Source organism: Pseudomonas sp. IT-P395, from assembly GCF_949767675.1.
Taxonomy (GTDB): domain Bacteria; phylum Pseudomonadota; class Gammaproteobacteria; order Pseudomonadales; family Pseudomonadaceae; genus Aquipseudomonas.
Genome location: NZ_CATKPW010000058.1, coordinates 64,396 through 84,761 on the forward strand (window position 1 = coordinate 64,396; position 20,366 = coordinate 84,761).

The window sequence follows — 20,366 nt, forward strand, 5'->3', positions numbered from 1 at the left end:
GACGTGGTGGAGATAAGCATGCCAATGGACCGCAAAGAGTGGGTACAACGCTTCCCCGAATTCCTTGTCGAGGCCGAACAACTCTTGGCCAAGTCCGAAGAATGCCTCAGCCATCTGCAACTGATCAGCAATGACAAGGACGCTATCGAGTGCATGCTCAATACCCTCCTGAAACTCGCACGCAGGGCTGAAGCCCTGGCGCTGGAGGCAATTTCCGAGTTCTCTCTGCATATTTACAGCCTGCTCAACCTGACCCAGGATCGCGTCGACCTTCACGAAGAGGCCCTGGTCGCGTTGCAGGATTGCTTCACGTTGATGGCCTGGCAGCTTGAACTGGTCGATCAACAGACCGGGCAACTGAGTCTGGATGAAAGTGAACAGACTTCGCTGATCGAAGCTTTCGCATTCCAGGTTGGTCAAAGCCAGCTCAAGCCGCCACTGACGGGCAAACGTTTGCCTCAATTGCCCTACTCGGGACAAGCCTGATCAACACGCTGTATCCACGCAGGCGCTTGCAGCGAAACGTTGAATGTCGTAATTGAATACTTCATACCTGCCAGCGACAAAATCGAATTAAATAATCACCGACGACAGACACCCATGTTTTCTGCCGACCTCAGGGTTTACCTGTGTGTTAAGAAGCACAACTTCAGGTAACACCTACATCTATCGAACTCAATAAATCGACTTTTTCCATTATGGAACTTGCGTCCAAAACACGTATTTCCTGACTCAATGGACATATATAGCGAGCGCGACCAACGGTATCTTAAGTGGTATTATGCCGCCCATTAGTTGCTTTCAAATTAATGGCACAGTGATTTCAGCGACCGCTGTCCACTGAAGTTGGCGGTCAATACATTCACTGGACCGCGTTGAAACCAATAACATAATTGACAGCATTTTCAGACAGAGACCCGCCAGCCTCAGGCCGGTCTGCCCGCAGCGAACATCCATTGGCTCCATCCGTTATGTACGCCAGTCTCAAGTCAATCACTACATGGCCACCTTCCCGGGAAAATGCACGCCGGTTCACGCTCATACTGTGTGTCGCGGCCACCCTCGGCAGCCTGCTGACCTATGGTCTTTCGACACCCCTTAGCCTCGGGCTGCTACTGCTCGACATCGCCGCTACCGCATGTGTCTGGGTGCAATATCGACTGTCACGCAAATCGATCAAATTTCAGCCTCAGGAGCTCGCCGACCGCTTGCTGGAAGTCCAGGAAAACGAGCGCCATCGCCTCAGCCGCGAATTGCACGACGATATCGGCCAATTGCTGACGGCCGCCAAACTGCAGAGCGAGTGGCTCAAGCGACGCCTGCCGGATGACTTGCAGGAGCAATGCACGGTGCTGTGCGCCACCCTGGAAGAAACCCTCGACAAAGTGCGCGACGTTTCGGCCATTCTCAATCCACGGCAGTTGACCAGCCTGGGGCTTGAAGCCAGTCTGCGTGCACATCTGCTCAAGACATTGACCAACACCAGCGTGCACTGGAGCCTCGATTGCCAGCAGCGCCTCAACGGTATTCCGGAAGAAATGGCGGTCGCCGCCTTTCGCATCACCCAGGAGGCTGTTACCAATATCCTGCGTCACGCCCAGGCAAAAAACCTGGTGATACGCGTGCAACGTCTGCCTAAAGGGCTGACGCTGCTGATCAGCGATGACGGTATGGGATTCGCCCCGTCGGCCAATCCTGGTCGAGAAGGACAACGAGGCATGGCCGGGATGGCCGAACGAATCGAGCAACTGGGTGGCACCCTGAACGTCATCAGCGAACCGGGTAAAGGCACTCAAATCGAAGCACTCTTCCCCTGGGCGCCTCGCGCACTCGAGCGGGCCAGTACGAATAAGGTTATGCGTTGACTTGCAACTTACTTCTGGTGGATGACCACTCGCTGATCAGGGCCGGCGTGCGCGCTCTGGTGCTGGATATTCCCGGTTACGCGGTGATTGGCGAGGCCAATGACGGTTCGCAGTTGCTCGAAATGGTCGAGCAACTGAGTCCGGATATCGTGTTGCTGGATATCTCCATGAAAGAAACCGGTGGCCTGGAAGCCCTGCAACGGCTCAAGCGGGTGCGTCCGCAGAGCAAGGTGCTGATCTTGTCGATGCACACCGATCCGGCGCTGATCATGCAGGCGCTCGAGTCCGGCGCCCACGGCTATCTGCTCAAGGACACGACCGCTACCGAGCTCGAACATGCACTGGAAGCCTTGCGCAACAACGAGCGCTACCTGAGCCCCGCCATCGCACACACCGTGATCAATCAGGCCCTGACCCGTAATCAGAAGCAGCAGCCGGAGGCCGCCGACTCGCACAATCTGACCGCGCGCCAGCTGGAAATCCTGCGTTTGATCGTGCGGGGGAAATCCACTCGGGAAATCGCCAATGGCCTGGGGCTGAGCATCAAGACAGTCGAGACCCACCGCTCACAGATCATGAAGCGTCTGCAAATCTACGACGTAGCGGGCCTGGTACTGTTCGCCGTGCGCGAACAGATCATCAGCCTGGACGACTGACCGAGCGGGCGCCGCCCAACAATGGAGAATGCTCCGGCAAGTGCACGCGCAACGCTGCCGGACGCGCCTCAAATCGCAAGCTCTCACCTTCCAGTGGTTCGCCATCCAGATTGATGCAGAGCCCCTCGGCCACTTTGATTTCGACCCATGGCAAACGGGCTCGGACAAACATGTTATCGATGCCGAAACCATCGCTGAGCAGCGTCTTCAACGTGCCCACCAACTCCTGTGGCGCCGGCAGGATGCTGATATCCAGCAAACCGTCATCGGCCAGCGCTTCCGGGCACAATACGTGCCCGCCACCGGCCTGACGGCCATTGCCGATACCCAGCGCGAGCATTTCGCCACTCCAGTGAAAGTCCGGCCCCTGAAGCTCACCATAAGCAGCATGCAGCTCGCTGAATCGTGACAAACCGGTGAACAGATAGGCTGCACCACCGAGTACTTTTTTCAGGTCCTCGGAAGTATTGGCCGTGACCTGACTGCCGAAACCACCCGTGGCCATATTGAGGAAAATCTGCCCGCCCACCTCGCCCAGATCGATGTCGCGCGGCGGCACATCAAGCAGCTCAAGCGCTTCGGCAGGCTCCAATGGCACACCGGCGGCGCGGGAAAAGTCGTTAGCGGTGCCCAAGGGTAAAAGAACGAGGCTGGCTTTGCCCGGGTGCGCCGCGAGCGCTTCGGCGATGTCGCGCAACGTGCCATCTCCACCACCGGCGATAATCTTTGTGTAGCCGTCCGCCAAGGCTTGCTCCACCCACCGCTGAGCATCCCCTGCCTCCCACGTCAGGCGCACGGCCAGCTCCCAGCCTTGCTTGCGCTTGTCCTCGACGGCGGTGCGTACCGCCTCGTTGAGTGCCTGCTTGCCATGCAAAATCAACAGTGCCCGGCGTTCACTCATCACATCACTCCCTAATCGAATCGGTTCGAGACATCTTGACCACTGCCGCCCGCAAAAAAGCCGTCAGACCTGTAATTAATTCGGCCTTCTGGCCTCAACGTCCTACACAGCGGTATTTTTTCTTACAAAACATGCGGAATCGGCTTAATTGACCCGGCTTCGACATTGGGTCACCGTGTGCCGGCGGTAGCAATCTTCAATCCAACACACAAGGATGTGCATGTAATGAGTGGATACCCCCCCAAGGCTCTTGCCAGCTCGATAGCTGAAAAAGTTTGCAAGCGAACAGTTGAAACGATCGGTGGATGCTTCCATGCCCAGTCATGAAGCCAGAGTGCCATTGAGCCCGGTTGGCCCTCTCGTCGAAAGTCGCTCGAATCAAAAGTCAGAATTCAAAAACAGCGCCAGAACCACTGGAGAAATTGATATGGAACCTCGTGTAACCGAGCTGGAAACCCATCTCAAGTACCTTCGGCGGGACATGGACGAAGTCCGCAGTGATGTCAGAACAATCAAACATCGGCTTGCCTACTCGGCGGGTGCGACAGCGGTAGTGCTGGGTCTGCTGGGTTGGGTGGCCAATAGCCGATTCGACCAGCTTGTGACACTGATCAGCAATTAAATGAATGAGTCATTGCAGGCGCCGACGACAGCCGACGCCTGCATTTGCGAGACAGCGGTCAGTCCAGCAGATCACTCAGCGGAATGAAGACCACTTCATCGCCGGCGCTCAGTGTGCGGCCCTCCAGCACTTCGACCAATCCATCTGCCCATGCGGCGCTACGCAGTACGCCTGAGCTCTGGTTGCGATAAACAGTGGCCCGCCCTTGCTCCAGACGGCCTCTAAGGTACTCACGCCGATTGCCTGCCACCGGCCAGTCAAAACCCGCTGGCACGCTGAACTTCAGCGGCTCGACGTCCTGCACGCCCTGACGGCGCAACAGATATGGCCGAGTGAGTAGCGCAAAGGTCACCAGCGTCGATGCCGGATTTCCTGGCAAACCAATGACCGGTACATTGCGGAAATGGCCAAATGTCAGCGGTTTTCCAGGTTTGATCGCCAGCTTCCAAAGGGCAAGCTCGCCCTCTTCTCGCAAGGCGACACCCAGAAAATCCGCCTCACCTACCGACACGCCCCCCGTGGAAAGGATCAGATCAACATCCTGCAACTCCCCCAGACGGGCACGGGTAGTGGCCAGATTATCCGGAAGAATACCGGCATCGATCACCTCACAGCCCAGACGTTGCAGCCAACTGCATAGCAACACCCGATTGCTGTTGTAAATCTGACCCGGCCCCAATGCCTGGCCCGGCTCGACCAATTCATCACCCGTGGAGATCACCGCAACGCGAACCTTGCGCACGACCTTCAACCCGGCACACCCCAACGACGCAGCCAGTCCCTGCTCTATCGGACCCAAGCGGGTTCCGGCAGGCAGGATCAGCTCACCGACGGTGGTTTCCTGGCCTTGTGGACGGATGTTCTGCCCGGTCTTCATCGGCTCGAGGAAGCGCACCGTTTCATCAGCTTGAACCTCAGCGTTTTCCTGCATTTCCACGCAGTCAGCGCCCGCGGGCACTGGAGCGCCGGTGAAAATCCGTGCACAGGTGCCCGGTTTCAAAGGCTCCGGGGATTGCCCGGCGAACACTTTCTGACTGACCGGCATGGGTTCGCCAGTCCAGTCCGCCAGGTTCAACGCATATCCGTCCATGGCACTGTTAGGCCAAGGCGGCAGATCCAGCGTCGAAATCAGATCTTCGCTCAGCACACGTCCCTGAACCTGAGCCAACGGCAAGTCTTCATGCTCTGCAATTGGCGAGGCTTCGGCCATCTCGAGCAAACGCGCCAGCGCCAACTCAACCGGCATCAATGCCCCGGTCTTGCCCGGCTTACCCACGGGATTCACAAGGCGCCGCCTGCTTCAAGTGAGTCACGAAATTGCACGGACGGTGACGCGCGTCCAACTGCTCGCCCAGGATGCCATCCCAACCGGTGCGTACGGCGTTGGTCGAACCCGGCAAGCAGCAAACCAGCGTGCCATTGGCCAGACCGGCCAGCGCACGGGACTGCACCGTGGAGGTACCGATATCGGCTACCGAAATCTGCCGGAACAACTCACCAAACCCGTCGACCTGTTTGTCGAGCAGGCAGGCAACTGCTTCAGGAGTACTGTCGCGGCCAGTGAATCCGGTCCCGCCGGTGATCAGCACGACCTGTACGACATCGTCGGCAATCCAGGTGGCGACTTGCGCACGAATTTTGTAGAGGTCATCTTTGAGCAACACCCGCTGCGCCAGAAAATGGCCTGCCGCCGTCAAACGGTCGACGAAGACCTGACCTGAGGTGTCGGTTTCCAGTGTTCGAGTGTCACTGACAGTCAGCACCGCAATATTGAGCGGCACGAAAGGTACATCAGCCTTGGCTTTCATAGGCTCGTCCAGTTGTAGGAGAAACAGCCCGGTGTTATATCACAGCGCCTCATTTTTTCGCCGCCCCTCTGGAGAGCTGCCATGATCCTCGACACGCAACTGCCCCCCTGCTCCATTCTGCTCCTGGCAGGTGGACGCGGCCAACGCATGGGCGGCCAGGACAAAGGTTTGGTCGAATGGCAGGGCGAGCCGTTGATTGCACATTTGCAGCGCAAGGTCCGTGGGCTGACTGATGACCTGATCATCTCCTGCAACCGTAATCGCGAGCGTTACGCGCCATTCGCTGATCAATTGGTGGTCGATGACGAAGGCGATTTTCCGGGGCCATTGGCCGGCATTCGTGCGGGTCTGAAAGCTGCGCGCCATTCGCACCTGCTGGTCTTGCCCTGTGACGTCCCGCGCATTGACGCAGCGTTACTGCAAAGCATGCGCGAGACGGCCAATCAGAATCCTGAAAAACCTTTAATGTTGCGCCATGACGAGCACTGGGAACCCTTGCTGTGTGTGATTCCGGCAGCCCTTCGACCCGCCTTCGAAGAGGCCTGGAACGCCGGTGAGCGCAGCCCCGGCCGGGTTATGCGCATGCTCGGCGCTACTGCCCTGCAATGCCCGGACAACGACCCGCGACTGGCCAACCTGAACACCCCCGAACTGTTAAATTCCCACAACACTGTGTCAGACTGACACCATTCAAGGAACTCTCACGCCTTGTATACGTCTCAAGCTCAGTAACCAAAAGAATTCCCATTCGGAGACACACCCATGACTCAACGGACCCTCGCCACTTTCATGCTCGCACTGGGCCTTGCCACCCTCGCCGGTTGCTCGTCGCCTACAGTGATCACCTTGAATGACGGTCGCGAAATCCAGGCCGTCGACACCCCGAAATACGATGACGATTCGGGCTTCTACGAGTTCAAACAGCTGGACGGCAAAGAAACCCGCATCAACAAGGATCAGGTTCGCACCGTTAAAGAGCTGTAAGCTCTGGTCGACACCGGATACAGAAAAGCCCGCATTAATGCGGGCTTTTTCATGGGCGTTCGAAAGGTGGCTTGGGCCTCACCATTGCAGCGTAATCCGGCTCTCGAATTCGCGCTCTTCACCGGTCACCGGGTCGATAAACCGCAGACCCTGCGCCAGCAGCTTCAGCGGATTGGCGTAGTCATCCTCGACGTCTTTCAACACCTGCGGGTAAAACGGATCGTTGCAGATGCTCGCCCCCAGCGCAGTCATGTGCACACGCAGTTGATGTTTCTTGCCGGTCACCGGAAACAATCCATAGCGCCACAGATCGCCATGCTTTTCCCGAACCTCCACCGCCGTTTCGGTGTTGCTGGCCCCTGCGCCTTCCTGCATGCGGAAAAACGGCTCGCCATCGACCAGACGGCTCTTGTGCACCAAAGGGAACCTCAGATCTGGCAGCGCCGGGGCGATGGCTTCATAGCGTTTGTCGATCTGCCGCGTCGGGAAGAGCGACTGATAAGCCGAACGGGTTTGCGGGTTGGCCGAGAAAATAACCAGTCCCGCCGTATGCCGGTCGATGCGGTGCAAAGGCACCAGATGGGGATTGTCCAAGCGACGAATCAGCCTGCGCAACAAGGTCTGCTCAACGTACTCGCCGGCGGGTGTGACTGGCAGGAAATGCGGTTTGTCAGCCACCACCAGATGTTCGTCGGCATACAGGATCGACTCGACCACCGGGATCGGCTTTTCGTCCGGCACTTCGCGAAAATAATGAATTCGCAAGCCTTCCTTGTAAGGCAAATCCACCGAGATCGGCTGACCATCACCATCCAGAACTCGCCCCCGAGCGATGCGGTCCAGCCATTGCTCGCGATCAATCGCACGAAAATGCTCACACAGACAATCGAGTACGGTCAGCCAGGGACCCGGCGGCAGATAGAGCGTGCTCGCCTGATTCTGCGCAGCAGAGAATGTAGATGTGGACATACGGAAATCAAACCCTCAATACAGGGCGGCATTATCCAGCACGGAGGGAAACGAGCCTAGCGCAGATTGCTCAGGCCGGGATCGACTTGAGCGCTGCGGCGTCTGTGAACTCCTTGAGCCAGCGCAGGACATCGACAGCCTCCCAGCGGCCCGGGTCATACAAGGCGTAAAGCAACCCTTGATAACCGACCACATCCAGTTGTTTGTGATAACCGGCACGCTGAAACAAGGCCTCGATTTCGGCAAAGCAAGTGTTGAAATGCAGCTTGTTGAAGGGCGTCTTGCCTTCCGTGACCAGCCCGTCCAGGCGCAATTCGAGAACGGCCTCGCGCACCACGTCAACCGACATCCGGTTCACGCTGTTTTTCAACTGTTCGACATTGACCACGGTTCATCCCTCTGAAGCATTTACTGTATGAACATACAGTAACCGAACAATCCGTAAAATGCCAAGGAATGGATGGCAGCGGCGACCGGCGGGATGAATGAGAAAATACGAATTAACGCAGAAACGCCACAACTTGATCAGCGCTGAAGGGCCAGCCCAGTTCTGCCCCGGTGTCGACACGACGCAACACCGGAATCCGCAGGCTATAAGCCTCAAACCAAGATTCGTCTTCAGCGATATCGACCAGTTCAACCAGCAGGCCGTGCTCAACGAAAGGCATCAACTCGGCCTCGGCAACTTCACACAAATGGCATCCAAGGGTGCCGAACAGCTGACATTCAGGAAGCATGAGCGCTCAACCAGGAAATGAGTGGGCCTATTCTAGGCCGCAGCTGAAAACCCGTCGAGCCACCGCCGCCCAAAGGCTCCAGTCCTCCGACAAAGGTTCACAGGCAAAACCCTGACGCAAATCAGTCCACAGAAAAACCATTTGCGCGATCCTCCCGGTCTTTTTGCCTCTACGCTTGAAAAGCCTGAATCTGACATCGGAGTGTCCAGTGTTTGCCAATTTGTTGATCATCCTCGCCTCGTCCCTCGTGGTGATTGCGCTGTTTCGGCGCCTGCGGTTGCCGCCGGTTCTGGGTTATCTGTGCGTGGGATTGCTGGTCGGACCGAGTGCCTTCGACTGGGTCAACGAAAGCGAACACCTGCCTGACGTAGCCGAACTGGGGGTGGTGTTTCTGCTGTTTTCACTCGGCCTGGAATTTTCCCTGTCGAAGATGATCGCCTTGCGTCAGGTGGTATTCCGCCTCGGCAGTCAGCAGGTACTGATCAGCACCTCACTGCTCGGTTTGTTGCTGATGCTACTGGGCATGCCGACGACGCCGGCGCTGCTGCTCGGCGCCGGGCTTTCGCTGTCATCGACGGCAATTGTGACCAAAGAACTAGGCAGCCTCGGCGAGGTGTTCAGCAGTCACGGGCAGAATGCCGTTGGCGTTTTGCTGTTTCAGGACGTTGTCGCAGTATTGCTGCTGACGTTGGTGCCAGTGTTTGCCGGGAGCAGCGCCCAAGCCTGGTACTGGGCGCTGCCGCTGACACTGGCGAAAACCGTGGTGCTGTTTGTCGGTCTGCTGCTGGCCAGTCGCTGGTTACTGCCGAGGCTGTTTCATGAAGTGGCCGCGTCACGCTCGGCTGAGTTGTTCGTGCTGTTGGCGCTGGTGATTGTGCTGCTGACCGCGTGGCTGACTCACCTGCTGGGCCTGTCCCCTGCCCTCGGTGCATTTCTGGCCGGCATGTTGCTCGGTGAAAGCCACTATCGGCATCAGATCGAGGCCGACATCCGACCGTTTCGCGACATCCTGCTCGGGGTGTTTTTCGTCAGCATCGGCATGCTCATCGACCTGCAACTGTTCGTCAGTCACAGCCTGCTGATCCTCGGGCTCACCGTCGGCTTGATGGTGATCAAGGGCATCGTCGTCGCCTTGTTGGTGAAGTGGCGCGGCAGCGACAGCGAAACGGCGTGGCGTAGCGGCCTGGCATTGGCGCAGGGGGGCGAGTTCTGCTTTGCACTGATGGCGCAAATGCAGCAACACAGCATGATGCCCGAGGCGCTGGGCAATCTTCTGCTCGCCGCGACGTTCTGTTCGATGCTGCTGACGCCACTGCTATTGCGCGCGGCGCCCCGCATCGCTACAGCGCTCCACCGCAAGCCCAATCAGGAAGCACAGATCGAGGAAATCAGCGCACTCAACGCCGACCTCAATCAGCACGTGGTGATTTGTGGCTACGGCCGCGTCGGTCAATCCATCGGGCGTTTCCTGCGCAATGCCAAGCAGCCTTACATCGCACTGGACAGTGATCCGGTTCGCGTACAGGAAGCCGCCAGCGGAGAAAGTGACGTGCATTATGGCGACTCATCACGCGGCGATCTGCTGACCGCCGTTGGCCTGCTGCGCGCAAAACTGCTGGTGGTCGCCGTGGATCAGAGTGATATTGCCCTGCGCATCCTCAAGGAAGCGCGCCGACTCAACGCCCACGTGCCGATCCTGGTACGCACCCGCGACGACAGCCAATGGGCCGAATTGAAAGCCGCCGGCGCCACCGAAGTGGTGCCGGAGCTGTTGGAGTCCAGCCTGATGCTCGCCTCTCACGCCTTGATCATGCTCGGTCTGCCGGCGCATCAGGTGCAGGAAAAAGTCGATCAGGTGCGCATCGACCGCTATCGCCTGCTTCACGGTTTTTATCCCGGTAGCGATGATGCTGAAACTTAGTCCTGACTCACCGCGCCGATCTTGTGCAGCGACAGGTCGGCGCCGTAATACTCTTGTTCCTGACTCAGGCGCAGCCCGTGCAGCGCCTTGATCACGCCGTATACGACAAAGCCACCGATCAACGCCACCGCGACACCGAGTGCGGTGCCGATCAACTGGCTGATCAGACTGACGCCGCCGATACCACCGAGCGCGGCCTGGCCGAAAATCCCGCAGGCGATCCCGCCCCAAACACCGCACAGGCCGTGCAGTGGCCAAACACCCAATACGTCATCGATGCGCCATTTAACCTGCGCAGCGGTAAAGCACCAGACAAACAGCGCACCGGCAATCGCGCCGGTCACCAGCGCACCGACCGGATGCATCAAGTCGGACCCGGCACAGATCGCCACCAGCCCGGCCAATGGGCCGTTGTGCAGGAAGCCCGGGTCATTGCGCCCGACGAGCAGCGCCGCCATCGTGCCGCCGACCATCGCCATCAACGAATTGACCGCCACCAGACCGCTGACGCCTTGCAGTGTTTGCGCACTCATCACGTTGAAGCCGAACCAGCCGACAATCAGAATCCACGAACCCAGGGCCAGGAAAGGAATGCTCGACGGTGCGAACGCCACCAGACGCCCGTCGCGGTAACGGCCATTACGCGGCCCCAGCAACAGCACCGCCGCCAGCGCCAGCCAACCGCCCATGGCGTGCACCACGACGGAACCGGCGAAGTCATGAAAAGCGGCACCGAACTGCGCCGTCAGCCAAGCTTGCAGACCGTAGTTGCCGTTCCAGATCATGCCTTCGAAAAACGGATAGATGAACGCGACGATCAGCGCCGTGGCGCACAACTGCGGCACGAAACGCGCGCGTTCTGCGATGCCACCGGAAATAATCGCCGGGATCGCGGCAGCAAAAGTCAGCAGGAAGAAAAACTTCACCAGTCCGTAACCGTGATCGGCACTCAGCACCGCCGCCGGTTGCATAAACGTCACGCCGTAGGAGATCCAATAGCCTATAAAGAAATAGGCCAGGGTCGAGACAGCGAAATCACTGAGAATCTTCGACAGCGCATTCACCTGGTTTTTCTGGCGCACCGTACCGACTTCGAGAAAGGCGAAACCGGCATGCATCGCCAGCACCATTACCGCACCGATCAGAATGAACAAGGTATTGGAGCTGTGAACCAGGGTGTCCACAGCGCTTTGCAGATTTTCCATAAGCAGGCAGACCTAAAGGCGAAAAAGGCACCAAAGCGGTTCATGCGCACATTTCATGCACCAAGTTGCGACCGCGCAGGCACGGAGCCTACGGTCCGGCGAACTGCTTTGGCGCACGAGGTCGATGTCCTGACACGAACCGGGCTTGTTTGGGATAAGGTTTCTCATGGCGCATGCCCGGCAACCGCGCACGACCGCCGGGCAACGCACCACGACACAGCAAAAGTTGTACCAGTCATTTGTACTGAACCTTCGCGCAAGGCTCATACTCGAACGCTTCAGACGTCACTTACGGAGATCCACCATGGCCAGCATCAAGGCAAAGACTGCTCAAGAAATCCTCATGAACGACTTCCAGACTTTGGTCGCCGACACCGAACGCTTGCTCGAGCACACCGCCACCCTGGCCGGCGATCAGGCCGATGAGCTGCGCGAGCAGATTCACGACAGCCTGCTGCGCGCCCGCGAAACCCTGAAACTGACCGAAGAAACCCTGCGCGATCGCGGTCAGGCTGCAGTGACCGCCACTGAAGATTACGTGTCGGCCAACCCTTGGCAGTCCGTTGGCATCGCTGCCGGTGTCGGCTTTCTGATCGGCCTGCTGGCTACCCGGCGCTGATTATGTCGATCGGTGAATCCGGCCCGACTGCGGGCACCGCCTCTTCCACGCGACGCCTGGGCGCCGCCGTTCTGGGTCTGCTGCACAGCCATGTCGAATTATTCGGCATCGAATTGCAGGAGCAGAAATCACGAACCGTCAGCCTGTTGCTGTTCGCAGGTCTGGCTTTGGTCTTTGCCCTGTTGTTGCTGGTGGGCTTATCGACACTGGTGATGATCGTGTTCTGGGACACTTATCGTCTGGCCGCGATCATTGGCCTGTGCGTTTTCTATACCCTGGCGTCGATCTTCTGCGCACTGCGTCTCAAGGCGGCGATTTTCGATGAATCCTCGCCTTTCCACGGCACGCTCGAAGAGCTGGCCAACGACCGGGAGCGCCTGCTGCCATGAGCCTGCCTGAACTGCCACACAACAGCTCGCGTCGGGAAATGCGCAAGGCGTTGATCCGCCTGCGCATGGAAATGCATCGCCAGGAAATTCGTCATGAAGCCGGGCAAGTCCTGCAACCGCTGCATCGCATGCGCGGCATGACGCAAAACCTGCAAGGTGGTTTCGGCATAAAACACGCGCCATTGTGGGGCGTGGCTGCCGTTACGCTATTGGGCTTTATCACTGGCAAAGGCGCGAAAAGCGGCGGCGCCGGTGGCTTGAGCCGGCTGATCCGGCTCGGCACCAGCCTCGGGCCGCTGATCAAACTGGTCATGCAGAGTTCGGCCAAACGCTGAACAGATACATCTGGCTACATTCTTGCAATACCGGCGGGATGAACCTCTTTATCCGGAGGTTCAATCCCGTGCGCCTATCCGGTCGACGGGGTTCAACCAGAACAAGAACGACTAAGGAGGCCCCGTGATCGACGGGCAACCGCTCGCCTGCTTTCAACCTTTCATCGATACCGCCACGGGACGCATTGCAGGCGTCGAAGCATTGGGCCGCCTGCGCCAGGCCGACGGTCAACTGTCTTCGGTCGGGCCACTGTTTGCGGACCCGCGCACACCCGCGATTGCCCTGCGCCGCCTCGACCGGCAAATCCGCGACAACGCCTTGAGCCGCTTGCATGAAGCGCCGGCAGACTGGTTTCTCAGCCTGAACATGTCGCCGCGCTGGATCAGTCGTCTGCGCGCCGATCAGGCTCTGCCCAGCCTCAAACAATTGGCGCGCTACGGTATCGATCCGCAACGCATCGTCTTCGAGATCACCGAACTGGGCGGCAACGGTCAACGCCTGGCCGAAGTCGTCACGCGTTATCGCGAGGCGGGCGCGAGAATCGCCATCGACGACTTCGGCGCCGGCTACTCGCAACTTGATCGGGTGCTGGCGCTGCAACCGGACATTCTCAAACTCGATATGCGTCTGTTCCAGGCCGCTGCACTGGGTGGTCCGAGCAGTGATGTGGTCAAGGCTCTCGCGCAGATGGCCGAGAAGACCGGCTGCTGGATCATCGCCGAAGGCGTCGAGACCGAAGCGCAGTTGAATTTCGCCCTGGAATGCGGATCGCGCTATGTACAGGGATTCCTGTTCGCGCGGGCGCAGGAGGCGTTCTTTCCCGCCGACGCGTTTGTGCAGCACTTCGCCGAACTGCGCCAGCGCTATGTCCGGCAGAAACTCGCGGAGCGCGGGCGGCTGATGCAAATGCGCCAGCAACTCGCTGAACTGATGTCGATCCTGCAAGCCTGGGCTCAGGCGCATGCCCCCTTGAGCGCGCTGCCACAACTGGACGCCTTCCCTTGGCTGCTGCGGTTTTATCAATGCGATCGCCACGGCACGCAGCTGACGCCCAACCTCGAATGGCGGCAGCATGGCTGGTTCGCCGACAATCGTTATCTGGGGCACAACTGGTCGTGGCGCCCGTATTTTTATCATTTGCTCGCCGAAGGCTGGGAGGAGCGGCGTTTGACGCTCTCCAATACCTACCGCGATGCCACCAGCAATCAGTATTGCCTGACGGCCGGGCAGTTTTTTGACAACGGTGAGCGTTTGCTGTTGATCGACATCGACGCGGCTGGGTTGTAGTTACGCTTGCAGGGGCGTGCGCGAACCGGGAAGCTAGGGGCCAACGCCCCCAGTCACCTGACGGAGAGAATCAGCCTTGGATTGGCAAACCCTGCTCAACCGCGAACGCCTAGGCAAGCCGCTGCACAGCCCGCAAGAACTTGGCCGCAGCCCTTTCCACAAAGACCATGACCGCATCATTTTCTCCGGTGCCTTCCGCCGCCTCGGACGCAAGACCCAGGTGCACCCGGTCACCAGCAACGATCACATTCACACGCGCCTGACCCATTCGCTGGAAGTCAGTTGCGTCGGCCGTTCACTGGGCATGCGAGTGGGCGAAACCCTGCGCAGTGCCTTGCCCGAATGGTGCGACCCGGCCGACCTCGGCATGGTCGTGCAGTCGGCGTGTCTGGCCCACGACATCGGCAATCCGCCGTTCGGCCATTCCGGTGAAGATGCTATTCGTCACTGGTTCCAGCAGGCCGCCGGACGTGGCTGGCTCGACGGCATGAGCGAAGCCGAACGCGCTGACTTTCTCAACTTCGAAGGTAACGCCCAAGGCTTTCGCGTACTGACTCAGCTGGAGTACCACCAGTTCGACGGCGGTACACGGCTGACCTACGCCACCCTCGGCACTTACCTGAAATACCCGTGGACCGCGCGCCACGCCGACTCCCTGGGCTACAAGAAACACAAATTCGGCTGCTATCAAAGTGAGCTGCCGCTGCTTGAGCAGATCGCCCACAAACTGGGCCTGCCGCAAATCGAAGACCAGCGTTGGGCGCGTCACCCGTTGGTGTATCTGATGGAGGCCGCCGACGACATCTGCTACGCGCTGATCGATCTCGAAGACGGCCTCGAAATGGAGCTGCTGGAATACGCCGAAGTCGAATCCCTGCTGCTCGGGCTGGTGGGCGACGATCTGCCGGAAACCTATCGTCAGCTCGGCCCGCAGGATTCGCGACGACGCAAACTGGCGATCCTGCGCGGCAAGGCCATCGAGCATTTGACCAACGCTGCGGCGCGGGCCTTTGTCGAGCAACAGGACGCACTCCTCGCCGGCACGCTGCACGGCGATCTGGTCGAGCACATGCACGGCCCGGCCAAGCGTTGCGTCCTGAACGCCAAGGACATCGCCCGCAAGAAAATCTTTCAGGACAAGCGCAAAACCCTGCATGAAATCGGCGCGTATACGACGCTGGAGATCCTGCTCAATTCGTTCTGCGGCGCCGCGCTGGAACAACACAACGGTCGTACGCCGTCATTCAAAAGCCGGCGCATTCTTGATCTGCTGGGCAGTAACGCACCGGATCCTCAGGGTTCGTTACACACGTCGTTTCTGCGCATGATCGATTTCATTGCCGGCATGACCGACAGCTACGCCAGCGACATGGCGCTGGAAATGACCGGCCGCTCCAGCCACTGACTCCATCGCATGCGGGCGCCCATGGTTTTGGCTACCCGCATGCAGCCCTCCCAATGTCAACCCGAGAACTTTTAACGCGTCACTGACAGGGCTGAAGATCCACAATGACCACGCGGCGATTCAGCAAGTTTAAACATCTATAAAAAGCCATTTACAGCCAGTACTTGCAAATCATTCAAGTCAAACTATAAGCCTCTTCAAATTCTGCTCCTCCTTACGTCAAACCTAGTTTGAACGTAGTCCGTTTCCTTATTAGTTGTAGGATTAATCCGATAACGTGACTGGAGCCATGTCACTTCATGCGAGTGCTCATTCAACTGAGCTAAGGTGCGCGCTTTATTCGTGCTTGCATGGGATTTGATTATGAACTCCGTTTTTATTGTCGACGATCACCCGGTCATCCGTCTCGCCGTTCGAATGCTGCTGGAGCATGAAGGTTACAAGGTCGTCGGTGAAACCGATAACGGAGTCGATGCCATGCAAATGGTGCGCGAGTGCATGCCCGATCTGGTCATTCTCGATGTGAGCATTCCCAAGCTGGACGGCCTGGAGGTGCTGGCCCGCTTCAATGCCATGGGCTCGCCGTTGAAAATCCTGATTCTGACGGCGCAGTGTCCGACACTGTTCGGCATTCGCTGCATGCAATCCGGCGCATCGGGTTATGTCTGCAAACAGGAAGACCTGAGCGAACTGGTCAGTGCAATCAAAGCAGTACTTTCCGGTTACAACTATTTCCCCAGCCAGGCATTGAATCCGGTTCGTAGTGACGATATCCGTTTTGCCGAACTGGAACTGTTCAAATCCGTCAATGATCGCGAGTTGATGGTTTTGCAATTGTTCGCCCAAGGCCGCACTAACAAGGAGATCGCCAAGGGCATGTTTCTAAGTAATAAAACCGTCAGCACTTACAAAAAACGCCTGATGCAGAAACTCAAGGCCAAATCCCTTGTAGAACTTATCGAGATGGCCAAACGAAACGCACTCGTGTGAGAGCCCGCATGCCCAGCCGTTTGAAGGACTATTTAATTGCGTTGAGTGCAGGTCTTTACCTGAGCGCCAACGTGTTCGCCATGCCCGGCGGTTCACCGGACTATGCCTTGCTAAGCAGGTCGGCAAACGAGCCGGTATCGATCACGTTCGATAAGTCCCAACGGCAATGGATGCTTGCGCGTAGCGAACTGGTTCTGGGCACTTCAGCGCCTGACTACCCGCCGTTTGACATGACGGTCAGTGGCAAGGATTACGAAGGGCTGACAGCTGACTACGCCGGACTCCTTGGCCAGGCCACCGGTCTGCCTGTCCGGGTGCAGCGCTTTCCATCCCGGGATGCGGCGATTCGGGCACTGGTCGATGGCCAGGTCGACCTGCTGGGTACCGCGAACGGGTTCGAAGCGAGCAATGCCAACCTGGCGCTGTCGACCCCCTATGCCATTGACCTGCCGGTGCTGGTCACCCGCGAAGACGAAACCCGCTCACTCACCGAAGGCCTGGCCGGGCTGCGCCTGAGCATGGTCTATCACTATTTGCCGTTACCCGAAGTCAAGGCGTTGTATCCCAAGGCGCTCATTACCTGCTACCCCTCCTACCAGAACGCGATCAACGCCGTCGCGTTTGACCAGGCCGATGTGTTTCTCGGCGATACCCTGTCGACGCATTACATGATCAACAAGGGTTACCTGAACAATGTGCGCATGGCCAATTTCGGCAAGCAGGAAGCCCAGGGTTTCAGCTTCGCCGTGCGCCGCAACAACCCACAATTGCTCGACATCGTCGACACCGTGCTCAAGGCAGTGCCTGCCAGCGAACGCGACAATATTGCCAAGCGCTGGAGCGCCGGCAGCGATCTGTTGCTCACCGACCGGAAAATGCAACTGACCCAGCGCGAAGAAGTGTGGCTCAAACAGCATCCGGTGGTCAGCGTGGTCGTCAATGAAGCGTTCGCGCCCCTGACATTCTTTGACAACGACGGCAATTTTCGCGGCATCAGTGCCGACCTGCTCGAACTGATCCGCCTGCGCACCGGCCTGCGTTTCGAGATCCGGCGCAGCCGCAACGACGCGGAAATGATCCAGCAGATAGACCACCATCAAGCCGATCTGATTGCAGCATTGTTGCCGACAGCGGAGCGCGAAAAAACCCTCAACTTCAGTCGTCCCTATCTGGAAAATTCCTACGTTCTGCTGACCCGCAAGAGTGCCGACGGCCCGACCAACCTGGGCCAGCTCAAAGGCAAACAACTGGCGATTGCCCAAGGCAATCCGATGGTCGAATACCTGCGCCGAGAGTATCCGCGCATCCAGTTGATCGAAACCGCGGATACCTTCAGCGCGGTATCGCTGCTCGCTGAAGGACATGTCGACGGCGCGGTGAACTCACTGGTGATTGCCAACTACTTCATTTCTTCGCGGATCTTTAATCAGGCATTACAAATCACCACCACCATCGGCACCGGCCAGGCTGCGTTTTCGCTGGCAACCGCCCGGGACAACACGGAACTGGCGTCGATCATCAACAAAGCGTTGTTGAGCATCGCCCCCGATGAGCTGGGCGTGATCAATGGCCGCTGGCGCGGTTACTCCACGGCATCGCAGAACATCTGGCATAACTACCAGCGCCTGTTCTACCAAGTGATCGTCGGCGCTTGCCTGTTACTGCTGCTGCTTCTGGCCTGGAACGCCTATATGCGTCACCAGATCAAACAACGTCAGGCTGCCGAGCGCGCGCTGAACGACCAGTTTGAATTCATGCGTTCACTGGTCGATGGCACACCGCATCCGATTTATGTCCGCGACCGCCAAGGCCTGCTGCAAAGCTGCAATGAAAGCTACCTCGAAGCGTTCAATGCCAAACGCGAAGACGTCATCGGCAAAAGCGTCATTGAGGGCACCTTGAGCAACGCCTTCGAAGCTCAGGCTTTTCAGGCCGATTACCAACGCGTCGTCGCCGAAGGCACACCGATGGTGGTCGACCGGCCTTTGCACATCGGCAACCGACGCCTGACGATCTATCACTGGATACTGCCGTACCGTGACTCCAGCGGCGACGTGAAAGGCATCATCGGCGGTTGGATCGACATCAGCGAACGCCGTCAGTTGTTCGAAGAGTTGCGTACGGCCAAAGAACAGGCAGATGAGGCCAACCGGGCAAAAAGCACGTTTCTGGCGACCATGAGTCACGAAATCCGCACGCCAATGAATGCCGTGATCGGCATGCTTGAACTGACACTCAAACGTATGGATCAACAGCATCCGGATCGCTCATCAATCGACACGGCTTATCATTCGGCCAACGATCTGCTGGGTTTGATCGGCGATATTCTCGACATCGCACGGATCGAATCCGGGCGTCTGAGTCTTTGCCCGGAACGGGTCAATCTGGTCGATACCGTGGCGTCTGTGGCAAGAATCTTCGAAGGCCTCGCCCGGCAGAAAAACCTCACCCTGCAAGTCATCTTCAATCCACCGGACCTGGCAATCGATGTGCATCTGGACCCCCTGCGTTTCAAACAGGTGCTGTCGAATCTGGTGAGCAATGCCATCAAATTCACCGAGCAGGGGCATGTGCGGATTACCCTGGACCTCATGAACACCGAGGTGCCGGCCCGTGCCTTGATGCAACTGACCGTACAGGACACTGGCGTCGGTATCAGTGCCGAGGACCAGCAGCGCTTGTTCGAACCATTTGCCCAGGCGGAAAACAGCAGTCAACAAGGTAGAAGCGGGGCAGGCCTGGGACTGGTGATCAGTCGCAACCTCTGCGAAATGATGGGCGGGCAACTGCAATTGAACAGTCAGCCGGGCATCGGCACTCAGGTATGTATCTCCCTGGCGCTGGAAACCTTGCCGATACAGCTGAGCACAGTGAAAAGTGAAGCGGCGATCAAGACATCGCAAACGCCTCTGCGTGTGCTCGTGGTAGATGACCATCCGGCGAATCGATTGTTGATGTGTCAGCAACTGGAGTTTCTCGGACATCACTTCAGCATTGCCGAGAACGGCTGCAGTGGCCTGGCACTGTGGCGGGCGGGCCATTTCGACCTGGTGATCGTCGACTGCAACATGCCGTTGATGAATGGCTACGAATTGACTCGCGCCATTCGCCAGCATGAACTCCAGGCACGCTGCCCGCCCTGCACTGTGCTGGGCTTTACGGCCAATGCACAGCCGGAGGAAATCCAGCGTTGCAAACAGGCCGGCATGAACGATTGCCTGTTCAAGCCCTTGAGCCTGAGCCTGCTCAGCCAGTGGGTCGATGGCATCACGCCGACGTGTGCACCACCGGCCTTCAACCTGCAAAACATGAACATGCTGACCGGTGGCAACCCTGCTCAAGCCCGCCGTTTGCTGGCCGAGTTGCTCAAAAGCAGCCGTCTCGATCGTCAGGAACTGCTCGCGCTGTCGCCTGAACATGATCGCGCGGCGCTGGCGGTGGTCGCTCACAAGATCAAGGGGGCCGCACGTATCGCTCAGGCATCACGCGTGATCGAGTGCTGCGACGCCCTTGAGCAAGCCTGCGCCGAGGCCTTGTCGACAGACGAGATCGCTCGCCGTTGCGAAGCGAGCAACCGGGCGATGCTCGATCTCGAGCACGCCTTGCAGCAGCAATTGACGGTGTCGGATCAAAGCACAATGAGCCTGCCTTAACTATGCTTGGCGCTGAGCA

General features: G+C 58.3%; 21 protein-coding genes. 14 read left to right on the forward strand and 7 right to left on the reverse strand.

Annotated elements, in window-relative coordinates:
* Nucleotides 1–18: 18 nt before the first annotated feature.
* From ACM6IN_RS23985 to ACM6IN_RS23995, 3 genes are all read left to right on the forward strand, one after another.
* Nucleotides 19–486 (forward strand): hypothetical protein, encoded by a 468-nt coding sequence (locus ACM6IN_RS23985; RefSeq protein WP_007908675.1) that lies wholly within the window; start codon nt 19–21, stop codon nt 484–486.
* Between the two features lie 485 nt (nt 487–971).
* Entirely contained in the window at nt 972–1,865 is an 894-nt protein-coding gene (locus ACM6IN_RS23990) for a sensor histidine kinase (protein WP_007908674.1), read from the forward strand.
* Nucleotides 1,862–2,521 (forward strand): response regulator transcription factor, encoded by a 660-nt coding sequence (locus tag ACM6IN_RS23995; RefSeq protein ID WP_007949957.1) that lies wholly within the window; start codon nt 1,862–1,864, stop codon nt 2,519–2,521. The genes ACM6IN_RS23990 and ACM6IN_RS23995 overlap by 4 nt, the downstream gene beginning before the upstream one ends.
* On the opposite strand, the gene yegS is transcribed toward ACM6IN_RS23995, so the two are convergent.
* Entirely contained in the window at nt 2,505–3,422 is a 918-nt protein-coding gene (yegS, locus tag ACM6IN_RS24000) for a lipid kinase YegS (protein WP_007908672.1), read from the reverse strand. The genes ACM6IN_RS23995 and yegS overlap by 17 nt on opposite strands.
* Nucleotides 3,423–3,735: 313 nt before the next feature.
* Here yegS and ACM6IN_RS24005 point away from each other — a divergent pair, with 313 nt between their 5' ends.
* Complete coding sequence (locus tag ACM6IN_RS24005; protein WP_176472330.1) at nt 3,736–4,044, forward strand: hypothetical protein; 309 nt, start codon at nt 3,736–3,738, stop codon at nt 4,042–4,044.
* A gap of 58 nt (nt 4,045–4,102) precedes the next feature.
* Here the strand turns inward: ACM6IN_RS24005 and glp are convergent, their stop codons facing one another.
* On the reverse strand, nt 4,103–5,329 hold the full coding sequence (glp, locus tag ACM6IN_RS24010) for a gephyrin-like molybdotransferase Glp (protein ID WP_414916813.1): 1,227 nt from the start codon (nt 5,327–5,329) through the stop codon (nt 4,103–4,105).
* Nucleotides 5,313–5,852: a molybdenum cofactor biosynthesis protein B gene (moaB, locus tag ACM6IN_RS24015; protein ID WP_007908664.1), complete on the reverse strand. Its 540-nt coding sequence runs from the start codon at nt 5,850–5,852 to the stop codon at nt 5,313–5,315. Before moaB ends, glp begins: the two co-directional genes overlap by 17 nt.
* Nucleotides 5,853–5,933: 81 nt before the next feature.
* Between moaB and mobA the strand changes: the two genes are divergently transcribed.
* Both mobA and ACM6IN_RS24025 read left to right on the forward strand, forming a co-directional pair.
* On the forward strand, nt 5,934–6,536 hold the full coding sequence (gene mobA / locus ACM6IN_RS24020; protein WP_414916814.1) for a molybdenum cofactor guanylyltransferase MobA: 603 nt from the start codon (nt 5,934–5,936) through the stop codon (nt 6,534–6,536).
* A 78-nt stretch (nt 6,537–6,614) separates the two neighbouring features.
* Complete coding sequence (locus ACM6IN_RS24025; RefSeq protein ID WP_007908660.1) at nt 6,615–6,836, forward strand: YgdI/YgdR family lipoprotein; 222 nt, start codon at nt 6,615–6,617, stop codon at nt 6,834–6,836.
* Between the two features lie 78 nt (nt 6,837–6,914).
* Here ACM6IN_RS24025 and ACM6IN_RS24030 read toward each other — a convergent pair whose 3' ends face one another.
* The 3 genes from ACM6IN_RS24030 to ACM6IN_RS24040 form a co-directional block, all read right to left on the reverse strand.
* On the reverse strand, nt 6,915–7,805 hold the full coding sequence (locus tag ACM6IN_RS24030; protein WP_414916815.1) for a pseudouridine synthase: 891 nt from the start codon (nt 7,803–7,805) through the stop codon (nt 6,915–6,917).
* A 70-nt stretch (nt 7,806–7,875) separates the two neighbouring features.
* A complete protein-coding gene (locus tag ACM6IN_RS24035; protein WP_007908658.1) occupies nt 7,876–8,193 on the reverse strand; it encodes a transcriptional regulator in 318 nt (105 codons plus the stop codon).
* A 112-nt stretch (nt 8,194–8,305) separates the two neighbouring features.
* On the reverse strand, nt 8,306–8,542 hold the full coding sequence (locus ACM6IN_RS24040; protein WP_007908657.1) for a glutaredoxin family protein: 237 nt from the start codon (nt 8,540–8,542) through the stop codon (nt 8,306–8,308).
* 208 nt (nt 8,543–8,750) lie between these two features.
* On the opposite strand from ACM6IN_RS24040, the gene ACM6IN_RS24045 reads away from it, so the two are divergent.
* Nucleotides 8,751–10,463 (forward strand): cation:proton antiporter, encoded by a 1,713-nt coding sequence (locus ACM6IN_RS24045; RefSeq protein WP_414916816.1) that lies wholly within the window; start codon nt 8,751–8,753, stop codon nt 10,461–10,463.
* Here the strand turns inward: ACM6IN_RS24045 and ACM6IN_RS24050 are convergent.
* Nucleotides 10,460–11,668, reverse strand: a complete 1,209-nt coding sequence (locus tag ACM6IN_RS24050) for an ammonium transporter (protein ID WP_007908654.1) — start codon at nt 11,666–11,668, stop codon at nt 10,460–10,462. The two genes, ACM6IN_RS24045 and ACM6IN_RS24050, sit on opposite strands and share 4 nt — an antisense overlap.
* A 304-nt stretch (nt 11,669–11,972) precedes the next feature.
* On the opposite strand from ACM6IN_RS24050, the gene ACM6IN_RS24055 reads away from it, so the two are divergent.
* From ACM6IN_RS24055 to ACM6IN_RS24085, 7 genes are all read left to right on the forward strand, one after another.
* Nucleotides 11,973–12,287 (forward strand): DUF883 family protein, encoded by a 315-nt coding sequence (locus ACM6IN_RS24055; protein ID WP_007908653.1) that lies wholly within the window; start codon nt 11,973–11,975, stop codon nt 12,285–12,287.
* Between the two features lie 2 nt (nt 12,288–12,289).
* Nucleotides 12,290–12,676, forward strand: a complete 387-nt coding sequence (locus ACM6IN_RS24060; protein WP_007908652.1) for a phage holin family protein — start codon at nt 12,290–12,292, stop codon at nt 12,674–12,676.
* Nucleotides 12,673–13,011: a hypothetical protein gene (locus ACM6IN_RS24065; RefSeq protein WP_007908651.1), complete on the forward strand. Its 339-nt coding sequence runs from the start codon at nt 12,673–12,675 to the stop codon at nt 13,009–13,011. Before ACM6IN_RS24060 ends, ACM6IN_RS24065 begins: the two co-directional genes overlap by 4 nt.
* 124 nt (nt 13,012–13,135) lie before the next feature.
* Complete coding sequence (locus ACM6IN_RS24070; protein ID WP_414916817.1) at nt 13,136–14,299, forward strand: EAL domain-containing protein; 1,164 nt, start codon at nt 13,136–13,138, stop codon at nt 14,297–14,299.
* Nucleotides 14,300–14,375: 76 nt separating this feature from the next.
* The gene (locus tag ACM6IN_RS24075) at nt 14,376–15,704 is read left to right on the forward strand and encodes a deoxyguanosinetriphosphate triphosphohydrolase (protein ID WP_007908641.1); all 1,329 of its coding nucleotides are present in this window, start codon (nt 14,376–14,378) and stop codon (nt 15,702–15,704) included.
* Nucleotides 15,705–16,067: 363 nt separating this feature from the next.
* A complete protein-coding gene (locus tag ACM6IN_RS24080; RefSeq protein WP_007908640.1) occupies nt 16,068–16,694 on the forward strand; it encodes a response regulator transcription factor in 627 nt (208 codons plus the stop codon).
* An 8-nt stretch (nt 16,695–16,702) separates the two neighbouring features.
* Nucleotides 16,703–20,347 carry a transporter substrate-binding domain-containing protein gene (locus ACM6IN_RS24085; protein ID WP_414916818.1) on the forward strand — a complete coding sequence of 1,215 codons (3,645 nt, stop codon included), beginning with the start codon at nt 16,703–16,705 and terminating at the stop codon, nt 20,345–20,347.
* Nucleotides 20,348–20,366: the final 19 nt, after the last annotated feature.